The 25,742-nt window shown below is 49.0% G+C and carries 10 protein-coding genes; 7 read left to right on the forward strand and 3 right to left on the reverse strand.

What is annotated here, in order from left to right:
* Window positions 1-112: 112 nt before the first annotated feature.
* Window positions 113-1,231: a response regulator gene (locus CXK86_RS24615; RefSeq protein WP_101314768.1), complete on the reverse strand. Its 1,119-nt coding sequence runs from the start codon at window positions 1,229-1,231 to the stop codon at window positions 113-115.
* Entirely contained in the window at window positions 1,228-4,359 is a 3,132-nt protein-coding gene (locus CXK86_RS24620; RefSeq protein WP_180361868.1) for an ATP-binding protein, read from the reverse strand. Before CXK86_RS24620 ends, CXK86_RS24615 begins: the two co-directional genes overlap by 4 nt.
* Before the next feature lie 242 nt (window positions 4,360-4,601).
* On the opposite strand from CXK86_RS24620, the gene CXK86_RS24625 reads away from it, so the two are divergent.
* The 3 genes from CXK86_RS24625 to CXK86_RS24635 are packed head-to-tail and all read left to right on the forward strand — an operon-like array spanning window position 4,602 to window position 18,240.
* On the forward strand, window positions 4,602-5,312 hold the full coding sequence (locus CXK86_RS24625) for a S1 family peptidase (protein ID WP_180361869.1): 711 nt from the start codon (window positions 4,602-4,604) through the stop codon (window positions 5,310-5,312).
* A 22-nt stretch (window positions 5,313-5,334) separates the two neighbouring features.
* On the forward strand, window positions 5,335-10,497 hold the full coding sequence (locus CXK86_RS24630) for a hypothetical protein (protein WP_101314771.1): 5,163 nt from the start codon (window positions 5,335-5,337) through the stop codon (window positions 10,495-10,497).
* 21 nt (window positions 10,498-10,518) lie between these two features.
* Window positions 10,519-18,240 (forward strand): S-layer homology domain-containing protein, encoded by a 7,722-nt coding sequence (locus CXK86_RS24635; RefSeq protein ID WP_101314772.1) that lies wholly within the window; start codon window positions 10,519-10,521, stop codon window positions 18,238-18,240.
* Between the two features lie 107 nt (window positions 18,241-18,347).
* On the opposite strand, the gene CXK86_RS24640 is transcribed toward CXK86_RS24635, so the two are convergent.
* Window positions 18,348-19,295, reverse strand: a complete 948-nt coding sequence (locus CXK86_RS24640; protein WP_101314773.1) for an AraC family transcriptional regulator — start codon at window positions 19,293-19,295, stop codon at window positions 18,348-18,350.
* A gap of 171 nt (window positions 19,296-19,466) precedes the next feature.
* On the opposite strand from CXK86_RS24640, the gene CXK86_RS24645 reads away from it, so the two are divergent.
* The 4 genes from CXK86_RS24645 to CXK86_RS24660 all read left to right on the forward strand — a co-directional run bounded on the left by CXK86_RS24645 (window position 19,467) and on the right by CXK86_RS24660 (window position 25,742).
* Window positions 19,467-20,486 carry a glycoside hydrolase family 88/105 protein gene (locus CXK86_RS24645; protein ID WP_101314774.1) on the forward strand — a complete coding sequence of 340 codons (1,020 nt, stop codon included), beginning with the start codon at window positions 19,467-19,469 and terminating at the stop codon, window positions 20,484-20,486.
* Window positions 20,487-20,499: 13 nt separating this feature from the next.
* Window positions 20,500-22,680 (forward strand): 1,3-beta-galactosyl-N-acetylhexosamine phosphorylase, encoded by a 2,181-nt coding sequence (gene gnpA / locus CXK86_RS24650; protein ID WP_101314775.1) that lies wholly within the window; start codon window positions 20,500-20,502, stop codon window positions 22,678-22,680.
* A gap of 210 nt (window positions 22,681-22,890) precedes the next feature.
* Complete coding sequence (locus tag CXK86_RS24655) at window positions 22,891-23,739, forward strand: GNAT family N-acetyltransferase (protein ID WP_101314776.1); 849 nt, start codon at window positions 22,891-22,893, stop codon at window positions 23,737-23,739.
* Between the two features lie 200 nt (window positions 23,740-23,939).
* Window positions 23,940-25,742, forward strand: a complete 1,803-nt coding sequence (locus tag CXK86_RS24660; RefSeq protein WP_101314777.1) for a cache domain-containing sensor histidine kinase — start codon at window positions 23,940-23,942, stop codon at window positions 25,740-25,742.

Genomic DNA, 25,742 nt, shown 5'->3' on the forward strand with positions numbered 1-25,742 from the left:
TTGCAAAAAGCCCAATCCTACGGCAACACTGAACGCCCCCTGTCATAGTAGACCATAGAAAACTATGATGGGAGCAGTTCATTATCGCCAAGGTATGGGCTTTTTTGCTGTTTCAAGATTGACGAAGTAGTTGTTTGATATCCGCTGCCGGACTGGAGCCGAGCTCCTCTTTGAGCAATTCCTCTAGAACCAGATACTGACGCTGCGCTTCAGTTCTTCGTCCAAGCGACAGATACAGCAGGATGATCTCACGATGAATATCTTCCCGAATCGAATCAATTTGGAGGATACGTTCAAAATAATACAACGCCCGAAGCGGCTCGCCTTGCTTCGCATGATAGTGGGCAGCAGTTTCCATTGTCATGATGAAATCCAGCTCCAGCTGTCTGGACCAAGCGAAAGCCCACTCATAGTGCCTTCCTTTCAGAAGTTCACCCGTATACAACGTGTCCATCCGCTCGAAGAGATCGGGTCGATGTGCCGAGGCCTGACGCATCTGCCGGAACAAAGCCTCGAACTCGTACAGATCACAGTCAATCGCTTCCCGATCGATCCGGATACCGTTCCGGTCCTTGAGAATAATCGGCACGTCACTATTATCGCCGATGGCACGTCGTACGTAGTACAGTGTGGAATTGATGTTCGTCCAGGCCTTCTGCGGACTGAGGTCCTTCCACAACGTATCGGCTAAGGCGTCGCGGGTAGTTGATTTGGTATAGAGCAAGAATGCCAGCAATTCTTCCGTCTTGGGTGTTCTAAGCTTGATGGGACTGTCTGCTCCGGCTCCGCCGAACACGGTGAATTCACCGAACAGACGAACGTTCAGCTTGGGTGCAGGAATCGTCGGTTCGGATGGGGCGACGAACTTGTGAAGCTTTTCCTGCAACCGTTTGATGCTGCGGTTCAGTCGCTCAGCCGTGACGGGCTTGATGACGTAATCGATCACCTCTTTATCGAAAGCCTGCACTGCATATTCCTCATATCCGGTCACCAGCACAATGGGGAGCGAAGGGTGATACTTACGCAATTCACCAATGAGGTGCATTCCCGAGATGCGGGGCATCGTAATGTCCAGAAATGCCGCATCGAAGCTATTTTCCGCCGCATATTCGCAGGCTTCCTCTGGATCGTGAAATGCGCGAGACACCTCAACTTCTCCACTTTCTGTCAAAATGCGATTCAATCGCTTCAGCGACAAATCCTCATCATCCACGATGATGACTTTTATCATGTTTCATAACCCCCGTTCCCATCTGTGCTTAGACGTTGATTTGGAAGATCAAATGTAATCCGCGTTCCCTCGCCGTCCAGACTTTCCATCTGAAGGTGTCTGCCATACAGCAGATTCAACCGGCTGGAGATATTCCATAATCCCACGCCGTTACTGCCATCTGTGGATTGCCGAATTTCATCCATCCGTTCCCTGGTTATGCCAATTCCGTTGTCCTCGATGGAGAAGCGTGTTTCCGTATCATTCAGATTACGAATAGACAACATGACGCGACCACCGTGAATGCTGGACATCAGGCCGTGCCGAATCGCGTTTTCGATCAGGGGTTGTAACGTGAGGGGCGGAATGTCCATATTCCGGTTCACGTCTGCATCTACGTCGATGATGACCTCCAACCTTGAGCCAAAGCGAGCTTGCTCAATCGCTACATAGGCCTCGATCATTTCCAGTTCATTCATCAGGCTAGTCTTGGAATCTAAATGTTTGAAGTGCACACTCCGCCGTAAGTAACTCGATAATTGCAAAATCAATTGTTCTGCCTGATTCGGCGCATCCACGCACAATTCGGCAATGGCGTTCAGGGCGTTATATAGAAAGTGCGGGTTCATCTGTGACCGTAAAAAGGATATCTCGGCATCTCGCGCAGCTTGCACGGATGTTTTCATCCGAGTCAAACCGCCGATCCGTGCCAGCAGTTCCTCCGATTCGAACGGCTTGGATACGAAATCATTGGCGCCTTTCTCCAAGGCCAGCTTCAATTGATTGGCTTTATTACTCGCCGTTAGCATGAGTACAGGCAACTCGGAAGGAGAAAAACGCTCCCTGATTCGTTCCAGCAATTCGTAACCCGACATGTCAGGCATCATGATGTCAGCAATGACAAGATGCACAGTAGGTAGCTTGTCCAGCAGCTCCAGTACGGAAGGGGAGCGTGAAGTGACCGCATAACTGTAACCCTCCAGCTTCAAGAGATTCACAATGGTCTGCAAATTAGCCGAGTCGTCGTCCACAACGATGATCCATTCGTCTTTATTTCCTTTTACAATCGTTGGTTCTTCGAACCGGAACAGCCGTTTACCAGGACTTGTAGGAGCTATGGCGAGTGGCATGACGTTGGATCGCTTCTCTCCTTTGCCATCCGCCAGCGGGAAGGTCAGGATGAACGTGGCACCCATGCCGGGCACCGATTTTGCATGAATAGTTCCGCCATGCAGCTCGACCAACTTACGCGTAATGCTCAGACCAAGACCAGTTCCTCCAGCAACGACTGGCCCGGTATCTGCTTCCTGCTCGAATGGCAGGAAGATATGTTCCAGTTTATCTGTGCCGATGCCGCGTCCGGTATCGATAATACGTAATTCAGCCTTACCTTGGACAACCGCAGCTTCAATGCTTACGGTGCCACGTTCCGTGAACTTGACGGCATTACCGATCAGATTATGCAAAATCTGAATCAGTCGATTGCCGTCTGCATAGATCGGCGGGAAATGGGCCGGGATGCGGTTGATGAGCTCCACCTTTTTCGCGCCAAGCAGGAAGGAGTGCATACGCATAACTGATTCGACAAACGAGTACAGATCGGTCGAAGACCGGTGGAGCGGGATGTCGCCATGTTTCATTTTCGAATAATCCAGCAATTCATCCACCAGATAGGTTAACCGTCGGCCGCTTCCCGTCACGATCGCTAGATTGTGCGCCTGTTCGTCGGTAAGTGGGCCTTCGGCGCCTTTGAGCAGGCTCTCACTGATATTTACAATCGCGTTCAGCGGTGTTTTAAGCTCGTGCGAGGTATTGGACAGGAAGTCGTCCTTCACCTTGTCTAGCAAGAGCAACTGATCTTTGAGGGTACGGACCGTACGATAGGCCTCGAAGAATCGAAGCACCGCCAGAAACAGCATCAGGATGCTGAACAGGACAATGGAAGCCTGTCCGATGTTCATGTTTTCCTTGAGCGAGATTGAGAAGAGATTAATGTCCAGACAGTACAGCATGATGCTTAAGAGAGCCGCATACCACAAGAAAGTAGACAGCCGTTCGCCCGTCTCACTGGTTAGGAACTGTGATGCGCATTGATACAGCAACCAGAGCAGCAGCAACGTGTACATAACGACAACATAAGGTGCAGCAATCCCATAGACGGAAATAGGCAGAAGCGCGACCATGCATAAGTAAGCTCCGAAGATGATCAGGATCACCGCCGTGAGCATGCCGGACAGGATACCTGTTTTGAATCGATAGAAGTAAAAGGTCAACAGACCCAGACATGCCACGGAGCAGAAATCTTTTAATTTATAGAGTGTGCTAAAGGAGATTTCCGTGCCCACAAGGGACAGCACACGTTCACTGATCATGCCGTTATAGAGGGCATACAGCAGACAGATTAGACCAAGCAGCAGCAGGGAATCATCTCTGTTTCGGTAAAGTGCAGACCCCAGGTAACTGATGAGGAATATGATCGAAATGGTGGCCAGTACAGCCAGTGTGCCGAATTCGATAGCTGTGCTGGTTTGATGTTTTTTCAGCATGGCCGCTTGTTCGCCGAAAAAGAGTGGACCTGGAATGCCAGAGTCCGTGTAATCGTAATTAGCCACCCGAATCAAAATCTCAATGTCACCGCCGTGATAGGGGAAAAAGCCAATCTGGGGGGAGTTGCCTGGGCGGTAACCCGCAGATTTTGCCACGGCATGCCCATCTTCCAGCAGCTTATTGCCATTAATGTAGATTTCGCTGGCAAAACGAATATTCATTTTTTTGATCGCCAGCGTTCCCTTAATAGGTGCATTACGCAGCACTAGTCGATACGTGGCGTAGCCATGGGTAGGTAATCGTTCCCCATCCACTTCAAGACGATTCCAGGAGCCGGGAACGGTTGCATAGGTATCGGGTGCTTTCGTTGGACCAGCCTGCCTCAGAGGTGTAGATTCATCAGGAAGCAATCGCTCCCAGTAAAATTCCCACTCCCCGTCCAGCTTGATCCGCTCGTCCTGTTCAGGATTCCAAGCCGAGAGGTCCAGGACACCTTGACGAGCATGAAGCGCCGCAGATTGTGGTTCTCTGATCGTTGACAGGAGCAGTACGGTAATGGCAAGTATAACAGTCAGGACAACGCCTGAAATTTTTAATAACACGAAGTGCTGCTCCTTTAGAGTTGGTTCGAAACCTTCGATAGATTCAAACAAAATCTCTTGTATTCTATCGGCATTGTAGCGAATATCTCTGGGGCGCGCAATCATATTTCGACAAATTTCTTCTGTTTATTGCTTGTTTATTGTGATCCATTATAATGCGGAAGCAAGATATGTCGAACGGGCACAGAAAAAGCATCGAAAGACCTATCTTTGCGCGACTATGGGCTGATGGAGTTGAGAAAATGGAGAGAAGCATCACATCTTGGCGTTTGCGGCGTCAGATGATTGGCATTTTGGCTGTACTGATTGCTGTGGCGTGTCTGAACGGGTATACGGGGTCATCTGTCGCCAAAGCGGCTGGGACCGGGCAAGTGGCCGTATCGGGAGCTGAAAAAGCGTATCAGTCCGCGGCGCAAGCTGTCTTTTACCTGAAAGCGTATCGCAAGGACGGAACGCTCAAAACGGTAGGTACCGGTTTTCTGATCGGTAATGGTAGAGCACTTACAGCAGCCCATGTTGTGAAGGACGGGGTTTCTTTCGAAGCGGTATTTGAAGATGGTTCCATCCAAAAGATAACAGTTCTGAGCGCTGACATCGAAACCGATGTGGCTATGCTGTCTGTGCAGAATAGTAAAAAACGTCCGGTCCTTACCCTCTTAGGGGACAAGCAGTCTGCAAGATATGGGCAACGATCGTTCGCAATCGGATATCCGCTGAAGGATGGCAAGATCATTACGGAGGGCATCGTGAATGCACCAACCGCTGAGGTGAACGATGTCATTCGCTTGCTGACTTCCGCGCAGGTGTCTGCGGGGATGTCGGGTGGTCCTTTGTTAAATGAAGAGGGTCGCGTGATCGGATTAATCTCCGGTTCGTTCCGGACAATGAATGGCATTCATATCTGTGTAACGATCGAAGATATTCGCAAGCTGATGAAGAAGTCGAATACATAACGGGAAAAAAGGGGAATCTCGCATGTTCAAAAAGTTATTACTCTGCCTGCTTGCCGCTTTGCTGACGTTGACGTCTGTGAGCTGGCCACACCTGCCGACCGTTTCCGCAGCTGCGGAGTACGCGTATGTTAATATTCCGAACGGCGGTGGTAAGATCATCAATCGGGGAGACATGTCTTCCTGGAACAATAAAATCGACAAGTTTGAGGCGAACAGCTTTGGTATATTTGCTGCCGGTGCGCCGGGTACTTCAATGGAAAAGGAAGATATTGAAACCGTAAGTGCAAGTCATGTTAGAACGAAGGGAGCAGGTTTATTTAAAGCCAAGATTTCGGTAGCGAACAATCCGTCATTAAGACGATTGGCTGAAGGTGGAGACGCCAGAATGCTCCTTAAGATTGGATCGATTGACGTTTTTATCGGTGGTATGAACGTCCGCGTCGATGTTAACGGCAAAGAGAAGTTCAATCAGTTCAATCATGATAAGTCGGCTAATTCGTCATGGATCGCTTTCGGACCCAATGATACGATCGAAATCACATTGTTTGGTTTTTTTAAAAGTGCCAGTGACATTGAGCTCTATTTCGCGGATATCACCCCTCCTACATACAACGGCAATACACTGACCCATACCGGGGCAGTTCGATTCAATGCCGATCCGGCAGTACAAAAGAATGAGTTGTTCCTGAAGCAAGGGAGCAACCTCAACCTGGCGCTGAATTTCAGTGAGCCGGTATTTCCGTCGACTGCAGAGGATGCCTCTGACCGGATTGATGGCAAATTCAGCTTCATGCGTACCGAACTGTTCAGTAATCCGGGTGGAGACGGCTTCGATCCGTCCGTTTATTATCTAACGAGCGCAGACAGCGGATACGGTGACTTTGCGCAGGGTGGACTGGATCGGAACAGTCATGCACGCTCCACCTTTAACTTTCGTTATCAGGCTGCGTTAAATGATAGCACAGGCAACATTCCCATTGATCCGAAGCGCCTGATCGCGCCCTCCGAGGAGGACCGTCCAACATTACTGGAACGGATGAATGCAGCAGGATTCAGTGATGGTGCGGGTAATCCCGTTACCGTTTTTAACGGCATTGGAACAGTTCCTTTTGCCGATAACGCGAACCCGGGCGGTACGTTCCGTACCATTATCGACGCGCGCGTACCACAGTACTCAGCATCTCGCAACGGCGTGCAGCCTGAAGTACTAACGGGACTTGTGCTGAACAAGGGCGATGTTGTTGATTTTACCGTGTACCTTAACGAACAGGTCATCAGCGCGTTTACTCCGACCGAGGATACACGACTCAAGTTTGCCAATGGCTTAACTGCCGCATATGTTGGCGGCCAGAACACGAATACATGGACGTTCCGTATGACGGTACCAGACGGCAAGAGCATCGAAACGTCATTGCTGGAGACAGCTGCTTTGGAGCATGCCAGCAATCCTGGCGACGGGAAGGCTCTGACGGACTACGCGGGTAACGTGCTCACTGAGCCAGTCAAGAAGATTGATTGGGCTGGATTGTCTGTGGACAATACGGCACCTGAAGTGAATTTTGTCTATGAGAATCAGGACGGAGAAATTATTCCCGAAGGACAATACGTGGGAAATGGATCATTCACAATCAATGCGTTCGATCCCGACTTGAACGGCCAGACGAGCAAAGGATTATTCCGGCCAGGCAGTGGTTCAGGGCTCGTGTATTATGTGCTGAACCAGAGTCCGAATGATCCTTTCGCTGGGCAAAACGACAACTTTGCGGCAGTGAAACGGTATTCCCTGACGCAGAAGCAGCCTTCTGATGAACTATATGCATCTGGTTTCCAGGGCGTTGTACTGACTACCGGACAGAATGGCGTGAAAGTAGAACTGCCGGATGACGGCACAGGTTTGAACGGGAACTGGTATTTGCATACATGGACTGCCGATATGAGCTGGGACTCGGCACGTCAGCGGATGCAATACGACAAAGGCAGCAGTGAACGTGCAGCTTACCTTGCCCAGCACCCGGATGCCACACCTGCTGAGCTGGAGGAATATTATCGCTCAAGCATTCTGCCGAATCTGTCCGATTACGGCAATACAATGCAGTGGCCTTTGGTCGATTTCAAACAAGATGATTCCAATTGGTCGTACCATGTCGGCTTGTTGAAAATTGACAATGACGATCCAACCGTCGAAGTTGCAAACATCGTGGACAATAACTCCGACAATGTGAAGATTACGGTTAAGGCAGCTGATCCGACTTCTTCTATTAAAAATAACAAGGTGCAATACCAGTTCGTGGCCGTGGGCAAGAGCCCTGTCGCTTCCGGGTGGCAGGATGCCGAGCTGAACGCACAAGGTGAAGCTGAGATATCAACATTGAATGATCCGGCGATCTCCAAAGGTGGACAATACGAGCTGCATGCGAAAGCCGAGGATGTGGCAGGTCATTCAGCTACTGCCGATCCAAAAGCAGTTGATGTGCTTGTCATCTCAACCAAGTTCAAAGCCTATCCGGGTACCTATGCGATCAATGACGGACCCGACTTCACCGTAGCTGGTGTTCCAATCGATACGATTGAATATCAATACAGTGAAAGCTCTGAACGTCCTGTGGGCAACAGTAAATGGGTTGCTTTTGAGGATGAACCGAAGGAAACAAAGCTTGGGGATGTACCCGCCGAGCGCTACAGCTTCCCTGCCGACAAAACGTTGAACGGGACCTGGTACGCCCATGTGCGCATCAAGCAGCAGGATACCGGACGTTATTACTACTATTATCAGGAGTACAAATTCGACCATCTGCCACCTGTCACGAAATTCGGTTCGCAGGGTTATCTGTATCCGATGCCAGAGCAGACGGTACAGATTGATGTGTCTGACACGTTGGTGGACTTTAACGGTGTTGCAGCCAAGAACATTCGTTACCAATGGATTAAGGTGGTGGACGGGCAAGACGAGAAGGAACCAGATCCGGAAGGCAAGGGCTGGAGCGTGTCCCCTGCGGATCGTTTGATCACTTTGCAGGTAGACAACAAAAAGGACAACGGTAATTACCGTCTATATGTCCATGCCAGTGATAGCTTGGGTAACAGTAAGCTTTACCACACAAGTGGTCTGTTCTCCGTGTTCTATCTGAGCAGTGAACCACCTGTTGGTAGCGCGCGTTTGATTCGGACAGAAGGTCCAGGAGATGACGGGTACACCGCCATCATGGAACTGACGGTTGATGTGCCAGCACAGGAAGGTTACTTCTATTCCGTTTCCACCAACGGCGGAGACAATTGGAGCACTTGGCTTCCTTACACGAACTATGTTGGCGTTCCTGTTGATACGAATGATTCAGGACAACTCAAGTCACAGGTTCGGGTCAAATTCAAAGGCTACTACGACAACATCAGCGATATCGTAACACCTGAAATCCAGCTTCAGGATGCCCCTGCCTATGGGCTTGCTTCACTGGAGCAGATCATGCCGGTTCGCGGAGGCGAGAAGGTGCAGGATGGTGGGCAGAACGAAGGACAAGAGATCCTGTTCGACCTCGTTGATGGCAAGACCGTGAAGCCAACGAACAGCAACCCGGAAATGCCGGAAACGCTGGAGGCGAACAAACGGTTCAACATATACCGCAACGGAAGCTACTCCTTCACCGTGAAGGATGGCAGCAATACAGCAACCGTGTTCATCGTGGTCTCCAACTTCGATGATACGCCGCCAATGGTGAATGTGAAGTATTCCACGATTGCGGCAACGAATGGCACAGTTAAAGTAAGTTTGCAATCGAGTGAACCGATCCGCATCACGAATCTGCCAACGTCGTCCAAAACGTTCCGAGAGAACGGAGAATTCACGTTTGAGTACGAAGATGCGGTTGGTTTTACAGGTAGTGTCACGGCAACGGTGAGCAACATCGATACCACGCCGCCGGAAGCGGATATTGTCATGCACTACAACCATCCCGATCTCAAAGCGTTGATCCGTTACGGTAGTGGTACTGCTGTCGTGGATAGCGCGGGTGACGGGTACAATGCAAACGGAGAATTTACTCATTTCGCAGCACCGACAACAGGTAATGTGATCGCGTCTAATCTGATCGTGGCGCAAGTGCTGCCGAAACAGGGACAGGTTCAGGATTATCAGGTGGTTTCCAATAGTTCAGGGACGAACCAATCCTCATTGGTCATGACATCAGGTAGTAAAGCACGCTTCTCGCTGGCAGATGCCGCAGGGAATAATGCGAAGCTGGAATCCGAAGCGATTACAACACTCGTTGGATCGATCCCGGCTGTAGAAGAGATCACGATGGTTCGAGTAGACAACGACGGACAGACCATCGATGATAGCAAACTGGTGCAGATCGGCGATCAGGCTTACTCCAAAGGCAAAGTGCGTGTAGGTCTTGTGATGCCATCATCTGTATTAGAAGGCAATACGATCTATGCCGGGGCAACCCCGGTAGCGAGCTTTAGCGCCGACTACGCCAGCAATGGGGAGCATTCGATTTTACTTTCAGACGTACTTGGTAACAAGAAACAGGTCAACTTTACGATTGCGGGTCTGGATAACACGGCACCAACGATCCGTCTGAACAAAGCATCCACCACGGTTCTGCAAAACAAACAAGGCTTCGATTTGGTCACGGATCTGGGCGGATACACAGTGAGCGACAATCTCACATCTGCGGAGCAGATTCAGGTGACGGCTGCGGAGTACGTGCTGGAAGGCGGACAATACGTGGAGAAACCACTGAACCTCACGGTGACGGGTAAACACACGATTCGTTACACGGCGAAGGACCAACTCGGCAATGCAGGCTACGCGCTGCAAACGGTGTTTGTTCGTTCGACAGATGGCATGTTCGTTACAGCCAATGGCATTCCGTTGTCGGATACCGAATCCGAAACAGCAATTGTGAATACAGGTACGGTCACGTTCAATGTGAGCAACTTCCGCACGATCGAGACTACTGGCGGAACCAAGCTGGAGAACGAACTTGGCACGTATGACATTTATTATTTCCCGGGTCTGGTTCGCGAAGGACAGATGAAATATATCGCGACCCGAGTGACTTACAAGGATCTGATCAGCAAAGATTTCAAGGTTACACTGCCCAAAGCAGGATGGTACACCATCATTGTGCAGAATCAGGAGCGCGAACGCGTATACTCCACGCTGCTTGTTAATCGGGCCAATTAGAGAAACGGAAGGGGTTCACCCATGCGACGGAACAAAATCATTCGGATAATCGCAACGTTGATGGCCATGGTCATGCTGATCAGCGTCTTGCCACTTCACATCGCGGTAGCGGCCGTTTCCTCAGCGGGAACGACATCCATTAAGAACGGGTTTATCAAGGTAACAGTGGACAATGCAAGTGGGCGCTTCAGTATTCGTACTGAAGACGGACAGCCAATCCGCAAAAAGGATAACGGCGTGGATATGATCTTTGGCGGAGATAACCCGGAGACGTCGTTCACGACATTCCGCATTAACGGAACGGATCTGATCTTTGGTAATCCGTACAAAATGGCACCGAACTGGACCTCGGAGGTTACACCTCCAAAGGTCGTTACGGGTAATGACGGTACCCAAAGTCTGGTTACCGTATGGACCGTTCAAGGTATTCGCATTAGCCAAGTCATCACTTTGCTGTTGAAGGAAGACAAGGATCAGGGCGGAAATGCCCGTGTTCAATATGTGGTGGAGAATACGACAAATGCCAAGGTAGAGATCGGGTCACGTGTATTACTGGACACGTCGGTCGGTGGCAATGACGGCCCGGCCTTCCAGATCGGGCAGAATTATTCCGTTCCACTTACGGTGGAGCGCAAACTGGTTCACGAGCCAGAAAAGCTCGGTTATGACAAAAACGTGGACGAGCAGGCGTACAATTTGCATAAACTGCCACCGTACTGGGTGATGCGGGACAAGCTTGATCTGAGCAACCCGCTGGCGACAAATGTCATTGCCTATGGATTCAACAACTTGTTCGAGGGCGGTATTAACATCGTTGATGAAATGGTGGTAGGCCATTGGGCCAATCTTGCCGGAACGAAATGGGAATATGAACCGGACGAGAATCTTGATTTTACGCAGGATACAAATGACTACGGTACAGCCGATACGGCCGTGGCTTTCTATTGGGAGCCTGATACGGTTCAAGCTGGCGCCCAGCACTCGTATGAACTGGTGTACGGTTTGGGAGAGATTGTATCCCCAGAGAAGGTATTTGATGTTCGTTTCTTGGATCCAACGCAGAAATTGGAGACCAATGAGGAAGAGACGGGTTACGTTAACGACGGTGTGTTCGAAGTGAACACGGAGATCGAGAACCTGGAGATGTTCAACACCAACCATAGCCAGATTGATGTGACTCTGACACTGGAGAAAGGTCTGAGCTTTGTGGATGAGAATGGGAAGGAACTCAATGCAACAAGCCAGAAGCTTACCTTCCGCAAGGATGTTCCGCCGGAACAAGCTGCACAGGGCATTGAATTCATCCCGTATAAACCGGGCGAGGTCGTCGCAGCCAAATGGCGAGTGAAGGGTACAGGCAAAGCCTGGCCTTCAACGCGCCAGTATATGGTGACGGTGAGCAGCCCGGAAACAGAGAAAAAGCTGGAGACAGCTGCTCAAGAGAGTGAGGGACTTCCGGAATCGGAAATTCGTGCAATCTATGAATCGTCAAGAGCAGGTTTTATTTTCCTGCCACCCGTCGGTGAATTAAGAGAGACATTGGTCTACGCCATGTCACCGGAGGAAGCGTACAGCAAGGACGAGAAGTACATCACACTGAACGTGTCCAATATCGCTGCCTACAATGTTGGCAATGAAGCAACGTCTACCGCTGCCAACTTTGACATGTATCTGGTGAACGTGAAGAACGGGGATCGTTACAAAGTGCCGGTGACCCGATCTGTAACATCCCAGCCGCTTGGAAACGGGTTCGCGGGAGATTTGAAGCTGGTATATCGTGGCGGGGAAAAGGTGAATGCGGATGGCACAACGCTCGAAGTGCTGAACGACGCGATCTTGCCACTTGGTGAATATGCCGTGCAAGTGGACTATCGGGACAAGTCAATTCCCGAGATGGCTGAAGCGCTGAGCTTCAAGACAGACCAGACCTTTGCCATAACTGAGAACGAAGAGAACCGGGTTCGCAAAGCCGGCATTCTCGCTGTATATAAAACCAAACTGGACCTAAATGCAGGTGCTGGTGAGAAAGCGACGTTTGCCAGCGTGCTGCCATGGACGTACGGTAACCTGACGGACGCGCAGTTCAAAACGAAGTTGGATCAGGATCGGGCGAGACTAACTGCTGCCAAGCAGGAAATGGTAGCAGCATCACGCAAACTGGACCCTGCTCTGGATGTAGCTGGAGCCATCGATGCATCGGCTTCGCCGGTATATGCGGTCCAGACGTTCGAAAATGAAGCGGCATTCGAAACGTTCAAAAAAGGACTTGATCATGATACCGAGCAGGAGGTTGTTCTGGAAGTGCGCGGTAAGATCGTGCAGTCCGGTACGGGGGCAAACGCCCAGTACACGGTTCAATCGGATAGAGAACCTGCGATTCTCAACAAGAGTGTAGCTTACAGCGGGAAAGACCTCACCATTTCAACAGGGAACTTCCCGCTCGCCAAAGATTTGAGAGCCAATACGGACACGCCGTTCTTGCAAACCCTCTTTGTGGGTGGCGACGGTACCCTAAGTGTGGCGAACAGCGGGTTCGTATTCCATTCCGGCGAATGGACCGTTGATTTCTACAACGGATTCGATAAGTCACTCGGAACGGAATCAAAGCTGACGGATGAAGAGCAGGCATGGGAGGAAGGACGCAATCCGGAAGACCCTACCCTGAACGGAACCCTGACTTGGGCTAACGGTATGCTGGGCGATGCGCTCAATCCATACCGCAATCTGCTTGTCTCCTATGTGTACTTTAATAAACACACGTTGTTTTCAACACCTACCTTCTCGCTGAATGGCTTTGGGTTGAAACTCAATGACTTTGTGCTGCGGCAGGATGGGGTGTCCTTCGGTGGTGCAATGAAGATGTTTATTGTAAACGGGGAAGTAAGCAACGTTATGTTCAACCAATCGGGCTTTGTAGGTATTGATTCCTCACTGGCGTTTGAACTGGATAATAGAATTGGTTTGTTCAAACCGGACTCCGAGGACAGTGTAAAAGGTGGCATTAATGTTACGCACTATAAAGATCCGAACAAATACGGCGTCATGAATTCGTACGGCGTTAACTTCGAGGCGAAGCTAGAGAACTTGTTCTCCATTAGTGCGGAGCTTGCCTTTAAACGGGTTCCTGACGGACGTATTATTCCAGACGTCATTGCTTTTGGATCGGACCTTCCTGATCCGGGCATCATGATCAATCCGGCTACCAAAATCTCAAGTATTCGCGGCGCAATCCGTGAACTTGCGATGACAATTGCGGGTGGTACCGAGCGCTTGCCACTGACGCTGGAGGCAGGCATCGATATGGAGCTGGGACAGAAGCCGGCTGTTTTCTCAGGAAGTGTAGACCTGACACTCAAAGCTACCGGATTCAAAGTGGTGGGCAAACTCGGCTTCGGCGAAGGCAGCAAAGTCATTCCGATGCTGACGGAAGCACTGGTTCAAACTCAATGGGCCAGTCCAATGTTTATCCGAGCCAGGGCACAGATTGATGTTGGTGGTTGGGATATCATTGTGGGCAGTGCCAGCCTGTTTATCGGCGAGAACCTGGAGAAGGGCCGAGTCGATTTCGAAGGCATGGTCAGCTCCAAAATACAGATACCAAGTTCAGTGCCGGTTGTCGGCGGTTTAGGATTTGGAACTCGTGCAGGCGTTAATAACGATGAACTGTGGGCAGGAATCTCCTTGTTATTCCTCACCCTGGGCATCAAATATTACTGGGGCGGCGGCATCTCATTCTTGACGGATGGATCGGCATTGGACGATGAGGCGCTCGCACATCTGGCAATTAATGATCCGGAGCAGGGACCGCGCCTGTTACAGATCGGAACAGGTATAGAGACGCTTGCGACATCATGGGAAAATGAGGAGCCTGAGCGTTACGAGATTAGATATACCGCCGTTGGGGACGGTATCGATATGATCGAGGATAGTTCGCAAAATCTCGGCATTGGCGGCATTCGCACGTCCAATGGAGGGAAAACACATGTGATCCCGATGAGTGGAGTGACAGGGGATGCGCTTCTTGAATTGGAGTATTTTACAACAACCAGACCTACCCTGACTCTGAAGCGTGACGACGGAAGCACGTATGATATCGTGTATGGAGAAGCAACGGATCGGAACGCAACAGCGTTTGAACAGATTATCAAAGCACCTAAAGAGGGTGATCTGAAGAGCGACGGTACAACAGTGACCAAAAAAGAAGAGCTTCAGGGCACCGATATTCGTCGGATCTATGTCGCGATTCCACAGGAAGACGCAAAAACGGGAAGTTGGACGCTGACGTCCAGTCAATCGGTCAAGTCCAAGCTGATGAACATTCCGGTACTTCCGGAACTGTCTTCGACGGAACTTGCGATAGATACACAGGATGCGGACCAATTCACAGCAACCTGGACCGTGGATAACGCTTCGCCTGGAGATACGGTTGATCTGTATCTGTCTTCGGACCGTTTGCAGGCCACACCTACACCGGACGAATCCATTGATCCAGGGATCATGATTGCCAAAGGCATCGAGATCGAAAGTGCCGATATTGGTGCTGACGGTCGTGCATCAGGCGAGATGACCTTTGACGTGAAGCAGATTGCGTACCTCGGCGGAGCAGACCTTCGTGGTTTGCTGCAACAAGGGACATATTATCTTCGTACGGAACTGAAAACGGATATGGCATTCTCTGTCTTGTCTTCACAAGAAGGGTACACGCTCGTAGATCCGTTTGCTCCCAACGCCGTGCCGGTAGTGGAAATGAGAAGCATCGGTAACGGGCAGTTTGAGGTCGCTTTTCCGGCAATCACCAAAACAGCCGAAGAAGAAGCGGAGGAGTTCACTTACATCCTGACCGCATCGGATGAGCAAGGACATCTGTATGATCCGTTTGGCGAAGAAGGATACAGTGAATCCGACTTGAAAACCACGCTCAAGGATGGCAAGTATCATGTCACCGTAGGTGGATGGAATGCACTAGGAACGCCTAAGCTGGGTGCGGACGGCAAAGTACTGCGCAATGCAGACGGCACCATTGCCATGGAGGATAAAGAGTTACGCCATTCCGGACTGGAGCCGGGCAAATCGTATCGCATCGGAGTTACGGTCGCACGCCAACCGGCTTCCGACGAGCAAGCGAATCTTCGTTTATCCACAACAACGTATAGCGGGTCGAAGCTGCTTCCTGCCCCTACAGGACCAGTGCTTTCACTCGATAACAAACAAGTGGTCAACAACAAATACGAGGTTGTTACAAGTTCGAATCAGGTGACCGTGAACGTGGCTTCGAATCAGCCAAACGTGGTTGTAGAGGCTTCGACGGACGATGGTTCGCTCGGCACCACTAACCTTGCAACAACAGACAAGCTGAAGTTCAACTTTGAGGTAGATGGTGTATACGCAGTCCAGCTCAAAGCTCGTAATACCAGCACAGGGGATACGTCAGTCACAATGCTGTACGTGACGATGGATACGACGGCTCCGATGATCTATCTGGATTCACCTTCACAAGGCGAACGGGCACAGGGAGGCGTTGCGCTCGTACAGGGTACAACGATGACCGACGCCCAAGTGACGGTAACGGATGCCGATAGTGATCAAGAATTGGCACAGTTCAAACCGGACGAGAACGGAGTCTTTAAACATGAGGTGCCGATTGATGTGAACCGCATGAAGACCCGTCTCCGAATTAAAACCGAGGATGCGGCAGGCAATGTGAACTCTGCCGTTGTTGAGGTGCTGAACGGCGACTTCAAGCTGCCGCGCAGACTGAAACTGGTTATGCCGGAAGAACTTGTTGCTGGTGGAGAACAAGCTACGGTTCAGACTTATGTGGAGTATACGGATGGAACTCGTGAACTCGCAGACAACGACAGCATCACCTACAGTCTGGTTATGGGTGAAGCGAACGCAGCCGTTCAAGATGATGGCCTTCTCGACGGAAAACGTGTTGGAGCTGCTCTAATCCAGGCCGATTATACATGGCAAGGTACGGAACTCAGCACAACGGATATTGTATCCGTTGTTGCACCGAAGATGGGAGCTGCACCACCGGATTACATGGATACGATTAAAGCATCCACAATCGGAACGGGCAAAAAGGGAGAGACACGTGTCTCGATCAGTGCTGCCGGACACAAAGGCAACATGGTTGGCAGTGAACTGGCATACCGGATTTTCACGGACCAATCGCAAGTGATGTTGCCAACATTTGAACAGGATATCAGTGGATGGAACACGCTACCTTCCGATAAAGTCATCAAAGCAAAACCAGGCGAGTGGGTTGTTATCGCCAAACGAACAACGAGTGAGCCAAAACTCACGACAGCATCCTCTGCTGCGGTGAAGGTGAATGAGCGGATCTCTTCAAGCGTGGAGCCAAGCGCGCCAAGCTCGCCAAGCTCGGGTGGCAGTAAACCACCGGCATCCAATGTGCCTGTTGGTCCGTTGACGGTGGGTGGCGTAGCCATCGATAGTGCCGTTGGAGGTAAAGACATGAAGATACCTCTGGAACTGGATGCAGTGCAGAAGGATGGATTGTTGCTGGTCGATGTTACGCCAGGCGTAAGTGGCCCAACCGTAGTTGCTCATCCTGTGCGAGAAGCGTTGCTTGATGCAGTCAAGCAAGGACAGCGAATTCGTTTGCACGTTGCAGGCCAACTGGAGCAACTACGCTTCGAACTGGATGCGGATCTGATTAAACAACTCGCTGCCAAAGACATTTCGATGGATCTGGAAAGCGATTGGGGCAGCTACCGTTTGGATTGGAATGCTATCGATCTGAACGCACTTGAAGCAGCGTTCCCGGCGCAAAAGGCGGAAGATATCAAAGTAAGCTTAGAAGATATCAAAGTAAGCTTAAATGTAGGTAAACCGGATCAGGCATACGAACGGCTTGCTGCGAAGCTTGCCAGTGAGGGACGTACGATTCCAAGAGGAACCCCGGTTGCCTTCAACATGACCGCAAGTGACGGTACTAAGTCAATCGAGATTGATAAACTTTTGAAAATGACAACCAAAGAACTGTACCTGCCGGTCGGAGAGGACGAGCGCTCCGTATCGACCGTGGTCGTTCTTGAGTCTGACGGCAGCTTGCGGCATGTGCCTACTCGCTTCGAAGTGCGGGAAGGCCGGATGGTTGCCATCGCAAGCAGTCTGACCAACAGCGTGTACTTGCCGATCCGATATGACACTGCGTTTAGCGACATGAAGGGCCACTGGGCAAGCGAAGCAGTTCATGATCTGGCATCACGTCTGGTTGTGAATGGCGTGTCGTCTGCTCGTTATGAGCCTTCGCGTAGTATGACTCGGGCAGAGCTTGCTGCACTGATGGTGAGGGCCTTTGGCCTGAAACCAGACACAGGCGTAAGTTCACCATTCGCAGACGTTAAGGCAGCAGATTGGTACAACGATGTGGTGCAAACGGCAACTGCCTATGGCCTCATGACGGGCTACAGCGGTAATCGTTTCGGTCCGCAGGATGCCATGACACGTGAGCAAGTGATGGTCATGCTGATCCGTGCATACGAGATGGCAGGACATACTGCACCAGCTGCGAGTAGTACAGCTAGTAGTCTTGACAGCTATACTGATGCATCAACGTTGTCTGATTGGGCCAAAGACAGTGCCGCACAAGCGGTGAAGCTGGGTCTGATTCAAGGCAAATCGGCAACGACACTTGAGCCAAAAGCTCCGGTAACTCGTGCCGAGATGGCAACTCTTGTCCGCAGATTACTTGTGGAACTGGATTTGCTGTAAACATGAAGTTGTTGATTTGAACTGGAAAATCCCGAGAGTCATCATGACTTTTGGGATTTTTTGTATCTTTTTTATGAGCAGGGTTATCTCAATATACTAACGTGAATTCATACCCACCCCGTGAATTCCAGTATTGAGGCTTTTGCAGACTGTGCTTCTGTATGAGCGCCTTTGCGCCAGGCTTTAGGCGATTCGCCCATCAGTTTGGCGAAGCAGCGGTTAAAGCTGGAGATGGATCGGAAGCCGACCTGCTCAGAGATGGACAGAATGGAGGCCTCGGTGCTTTTTAATCGTTTGCATGCCTCTTCAATCCGGGTACTGTTCAGAAAATCAAGCGGCGTGGTTCCCATAATTTCATGGAACTTGCGGCGAAAATGCGTTGTACTCAGATGACACAGATCAGCGAGGTAATCGATGGTCACAGGCATCATATAGTTTTTGGTGATAAACTCCAGCACGGGTGAGATGACCAAGTCACCTTGGAGGTCTCTTTCCCGTTCGTGATCCTGAGATGACAAGCGTTCGCTGCTCGCATGAATTCGAAGCAGTTCGATATATAGAGACATCAACAAGCCGTACGCGCTCTCCCGATAGTAGGGGGACTGCTGCTTCATTTCTTCAACGATTGAAGTTGCGAGCATATGAATTTTGGGATGCTGTTCCTTATTCAGAATGCAATTGGTTCCCTGAATCGCCCATAGATTCGGTTCAATGTGAGTTTGTGCTGTTTTGAGCGAATGACGGAAGAGTTCTTCCGGTGAAAAAAAGATATAAGCCCACAGGCTGGCGTTATTAGGTGAACTGTATGTGGTATGCGGAAGATATCGGGGAATGAACGAGATGTCGCCTGCTCGAAAAGGCACAGATTCTCCCTTAATCTCCATGATGCCTCCATCTGAATAACAGATGCCAATCTCCATGTGGTTATGGAAATGAAGATGCTCACTCTTGATATCGGATATTCTCCAGCGGTCTCCACTGAGTAACAGGACAGGGAAATCAATGGGCAGGCTATAGTGACGATATTCAATGACAGGTTTCTTCGGTTTGGGCATTTTCGAGGACTCCTATGTATAAATGATTGAAATTGCGCAGTTTTGTTATGAATATGCTTAGATTGAGACTATTTTACTGCGTACAATGGAATAAGTAAAGCGTTTACAAAAATGGACGGACACCTCTCAGGGCGCACTTGGGGGCGTGTGCACAGGGAGAGGGGAATAACAATGCTTCAAGTGAAATATGACAGGGATCAGATTCTACACGTAATCGAGAACGTTACCAAGAAAACACTGGATATGGATCTGACATGGGATTGGCCCGGTGGAGTGGCTTATTATGGTGTATCCAGAGCCTATCAAACGACAGGCAACCAAGAGATTCTGGACAGGCTGGTGAAATGGGCAGACGAATATATCGAGCTGGGTCTGCCAAGTTGGACGGTGAATACATGTGCCATGGGCCATGTGCTCATCACTTTATATGAAGAAACCGGGGATCAGAAATATTGGGATATTGTCCTCAGCAAAGTCGATTATCTCCAGAATCATGCGCTTCGCTTTGGAGACAATGTGCTTCAGCATACGGTATCGGTTTCCAATGATTTTCCGGAACAGGCTTGGGCGGACACCTTGTTTATGGCGGCATTTTTCCTGCTTCGCGTAGGTAGCAAATTAAAAGATGAAGCCATGATTCAGGATGCGCTGAATCAGTATTACTGGCATATCAAATACCTGCAAGATCCGAGCAGCAGTCTGTGGTATCACGGTTATAACAATATCAACAAGGACCACATGTCCGGATTTTATTGGGGCAGAGCGAACGCTTGGGGAGCCTATACGATGTCTCAGGTGAAACCGCAATTGAACGACTGGTACTTGTATCCGCAATGTATGGATGTAGAGTGTGCCCTTCGTGATCAATTGGCGGCTCTCAAGCTGGTACAGACCGAGAATGGCTTGTGGCGTACGGTTCTGGATGACGAAGAATCGTATGAAGAGGTGTCAGCTTCCGCGGGTATTGCAGCAGCGATGATCAACAACGGCAATCCACTGCATACCAAATACGTGCAAAAGGCATTGGAAGGCATCCTGAACAACATTAGCGAAGATGGACGCGTGCTTGGTGTATCGGGCGGTACCGCGGTGATGAAGGATCGGGATGGCTATCGCAATATTCCAAAAGACTGGATTCAGGGCTGGGGTCAGGGCCTGGCACTCGCTTTTCTGTCCGATATGTTGAGATAGGGAGGGAACCCAATTGTCCAAATTAACCAAAGGCTCCTTTACACTACCGGGGGAATCCGGTTATGAAGCACTGACGCTTGAACTTGCCAACCGCTGGGGTGCCGATGTGATCCGTGACAGTGACGGTACAAAATTGTCCGATGAGATTATCAATGCCGGATACGGCATCTATTCAACCATTTGCATTATTCGGGATCATAATGAGTGGGCATCCCGTAATCTGGATAAACTGCAGCAATGTTTTCTCATTACGAATCCTAAGGTTGCTGTGCAAGATTATGTATCCATCTATCTGATGGAGGACTTCTTTGCTGAACAATTCAGGGTGAATGATTCCAAAGAAGCGTTTAAATATTGGCAAGTTTATGATCGAACGACTGGGGAAGAGGTGCCTAGAGGACAGTGGAATTATGAAAGGGAATCTGGCAATGTTGTCATTACCGGCGTTGCTCCTTGGCATAAATACACCGTGAGTTTCATGGTTTATCGGATATGGGAAGAGATTTCCATGTACAACCATACGACGAATAACTGGGACAAAGAGCATCTGATGCAGATTGACCCGATCTATACAGACACACAAACCTATTTGCTGGATTGGATGGAAAAGTGGTGCCAAGAACACCCGGAAACAACCGTTGTACGTTTTACGTCCCTATTTTATAACTTCGCCTGGATCTGGGGCAGTGATGAGCGGAATCGCCATCTGTTCTCGGATTGGGGTTCATACGATTTCACGGTAAGTTCGAGAGCGCTGGATCTGTTTGCTCAAAAATATGGGTATTCACTCTCCGCCGAGGACTTTGTAAATGGCGGTAAATATCAGGTCACTCACATGCCTGCGGATCAGCACAAACTGGACTGGATGGCATTTATCAATGATTTTGTCATTGAATTCGGTAAAAAGTTAATTGATATTGTACACAATCATGACAAGCTGGCGTATGTCTTCTATGATGACAGCTGGGTGGGCATGGAGCCGTATAATGATCGCTTTGAGGAATTTGGATTCGACGGCATGATCAAATGTGTGTTCTCCGGTTACGAGGCAAGAATGTGCTCCGGCGTTAAGGCTGATACCCATGAGATTCGCTTGCATCCCTACTTGTTCCCAGTTGGCTTAGGCGGGCTTCCTACCTTCAAGGAGGGCGGAGACCCTACCCTGGATGCGAAGAAATACTGGATTAATATCCGGCGTGCGCTGCTGCGTGAGTCGATTGACCGGATTGGACTGGGTGGATATTTGCATCTGGTTGAGCCTTACCCGGACTTTGTGGATTATATCGAGAAGATTGCCCATGAATTCAGGGAAATGAAAGAGCTACATCAGGCTGGAAAGCCTTATCAGATCAAGACAAAGGTAGCCGTGCTGCATAGCTGGGGCAAGTTAAGATCGTGGACCTTGTCCGGTCATTTTCATGAAACACATATGCATGATCTGATTCATGTGAATGAGGCATTAGCCGGGTTGCCTGTTGACGTGCAGTTTATTGATTTTGATGATATTCGACAGGGGGCATTGAAGGATGTAGATGTCGTCATCAATGCCGGCTCTGTAGGTTCAGCATGGAGCGGTGGAGCGCATTGGAGTGACCACAAGTCTGTGGACTTATTGACCCAATGGGTGTATGAGGGTGGTACCTTTATTGGCATTAACCAGCCTTCGGCAATGGACGGGTACGACAGCTTTTTCAGAATGGCTCATGTGCTTGGGGTAGATGAGGATACAGGAGCACGGGTTGTTCATGGAAAATGGTCGTATGAAGTTAATGATGAGTATGGTTTGGTGCCTGAGGGGGCCAGCATACTTCCGAAAGATAACATTTATCTTACTGATGGATCAGCAGCTGTAGTAAGTGAAACGGATGGTCAGATCACACTGTCCACACATGCTTTTGGAAAAGGAAAAGGGATCTACCTGCCTTCCTTCGAATTCAGCTGGGAAAATACAAGACTACTTCTGAATTCGATTCGATTTGCGGGCAATGAATTCCATGAAACAAAGTACATCACGGATAACTTGTATACCGAGTGCGCCTACTATCCCGAGAGCAACATATTGGTTGTGATCAATAATAGCAATCAGGTTCAGTCCACGACGATCAATACAGAGCATGGAAAACAGACCGTGGAATTGGAGCCGTATGATACGGTGATCACCAAAATTGGTTTAACAAAATCGGTATCCCCATAGAATAATGACTCGATAGACCGTATTCCTTAACCAGGGAGCGGTCTATTTTAGTTATTAGGACGTGTCTGAAAACTCTGAAGAAAGCAGATTTTATCGTACGGATATTACTTTATAGTGTTAACACTATTTAGTAGAATATTTAAATAAGGATAGGGATCATGAGCCCTAATATATTATTGTTTTCATCTTTTTAAAGGAGAGAGTGCCCTAATGTACAGTTATAAATTGTTGGACACAATAAGCATGGAGACACTTCACGAGGCGTTTGTGGATGCGTTCTCCGACTACCAGGTTAAAATGGATTTGCCTTTTTGGAAGTTTCAACAGATGCTTCAACGAAGGGGTTATTACCCCGAAATCTCTATGGGAGCCTTTAAGGATGAGAGAATGGTCGGATTTGTTATCAATGGGCTTCGAAGCTGGAATGGAAAGGCAACTGCATATGACCTTGGGACAGGCGTTGTAAAAGATTGCAGACGGCAAGGCATTACAAGCGATCTGCTCTTGAATATTCAAAAGCTGTTAAAAGAAAAAAATGTAGAGCAATATTTGCTGGAGGTCATCCAATCCAACGAATCTGCAGTTCAGCTGTACAGTAAACAAAACTTCAAAATTCAAAGGGAATTTTCATGTTTCCAGTTGCAAAAAGATCAATTCATACCGCAAACGACCTGCACGGTGGAATGTGTGGAGAAAATCGATGTGGAGCAGTTTAAGGAATTTTGGGATGTGGAGCCCTCCTGGCAAAATTCAATTGATTCCATCTACGCTGTACCGGAGGCTTTTATCTATGTCGTTGCACGTCAGGATCACAACATTGTTGGTTATGGCATTATAGATCTAAAAACAGGTGATGTTCCACAGCTTGCAGTGAACCAAAATTACCGGGGCAAAGGTATTGCAAGCAGCATCCTGACAGAGATGGTCCAACGTACAGAATCTCCTAGAATCAGTGTCCTCAATGTGGAGTCTCATCTGAAACCGATGGAAGATTTCCTCCTAGTCAAATCAGGTTTTGCATATCATGTGGGCCAGTACGAAATGCTCTTGAAATTATAACGTGATACCCGTTTCGACGTAGGATCAGATCGGGTTCATACGAAAATATGTGGGGAGTTAGTGTGTGTCCTGTTGGACCAGTCAATCGGGAAGTTGAATGAAAGGCTTCCCGGAAATCCTGGATTGCAGTATCCAACCCTTCCTGTACTCGTTATAATAATGTTGATATATGACATGGTTAGAGGAGACAAAGACATAACATGAGCCGAAAGATATACTGTAAGCGCATTCAGTTTCTGGATGATTGGAGTCTCAAAACCAAGTTGTACATATTGTTCATTTTTTGTGTGCTGGTCCCGGTCCTGGTCACAAATACCGTGTTTTACCAAAGCATCAAAGGTAACATTGAAGAGAAGGAGCATAGCCGATTCAATGAAATGCAGCAAAGGATCAAGTTCAACCTGCGGAACAGTATAGACAATAGCTTGTATGTGTCCAATTTTCTCTATACCGATGGAACGCTGAACCGGTTCATGGAGTTCAAGTATCGCGATCAGGAAGACTATTACTCTGCCTACTATGATATGCTTAGCAACAACAATCTGGTCAGGTACTACTACAGCTACCAGCAGGTGAATCAAATTACGTTTTATGTTGGCAATGATACCTTCGTCAATGGAGGAAACTTTATTAAGCTGGATGATGAGGTGAAGAAAAGTGATTGGTATCAAGCGCTGATGAACACGAGCGACCATATCATGATCTATTCGTATTTTGACAAACAACAGGCGGAGATGTCGCAAAGTCAGGGAGGACGCAAAGTAAGCATTATTCGTAAGCTGGATTACTTTGGGGAGCAGCAGGTTGAAAAGGTGTTAAAGGTTGATCTGGACTACGCTTTCATCAACAAATCGCTTAAAAATGAGGGAGCCAATGGGAAGGTGTATGTCGTTTCGGATGGCAGGGTCATTTTCTCGAACGATTCAAAAATGAATCAGATGCGCAAGCCATTTAATCTGATTGCAAACAGTCCAATTGACCCTGTTCAATCCATGCAATCGATTCCCGTCGTATCCGAGGATTGGCAGATTGTCGTCAGCACGGAGAAATTGGACGTTCTGTCGGAGATTGTTAATTCCAAGCTTAATTTGACTTTACTAATCATTCTTAATCTGTTGGTGCCGACACTGCTAATCTGGTTGATATCCAGATCACTGGTCATCCGAGTTGATCGGATAGCGAAGCACCTGGATCAAGTGAAGCATGAGAAATTTGAGGTGATATCGGGACCTGTGGGCAAAGACGAGATCGGCAGCCTGACCCATAGTTATAACATGATGGTCATCAAGATCAAGAACCTGATTGAGATTGTGTTTAAGGGCCAGGTGGAGCGGCAAGCCCTTGAGCTCTCCAAAAAGCAGGCGGAGCTGAAAGCCCTTCAGAGTCAGGTGAATCCCCATTTCATGTTCAACACGCTTGAAACGATCCGTATGCGGAGTTTGATCAAGGACGAGCTCGAAACCTCCGATGTCATTCATAAACTGGCACTGCTGTTACGTCAGACGATCAATTGGGGCGATGATCTGATTACAATTGCAGAGGAAATCAATTTTGTGGAGAGTTATCTGAGTATCCAGCAGTATCGCTTTGGCGAAAAGCTGCAATTTGCAATCCGGATCACAGACGAATCCATTGCTGCCATGATGATACCCAAGCTAACCGTTCTCACCTTTGTGGAGAATGCTTGTATCCATGGCATTGAGGGGACGTCGAATGATGGGGTCGTGGAGGTATTATTCGAAATTCGAAGTAATGAACTGTACATTTCCATTCGAGATACCGGAGTCGGTATGGATCAGGAGAAGCTGGCCTCGCTCCGCAAAATGATGCAAGACCCGAGTATGGATCGGATGAGCGAGCTTAGCAGCATTGGTATGATGAATGCATATATTCGGCTACGGATGTATTTTGATGATTTCGTTCAGGTGCACATATTCAGTGAAAAGGGGAAGGGAACAACGATTGGCATTCAAATTCCTCTTATGCAGGCATCTCAAGAATAA

Origin of the sequence: Paenibacillus sp. BGI2013, assembly GCF_002843485.1 — a bacterium.
Classification (GTDB): Bacteria; Bacillota; Bacilli; order Paenibacillales; family Paenibacillaceae; genus Paenibacillus; species Paenibacillus amylolyticus.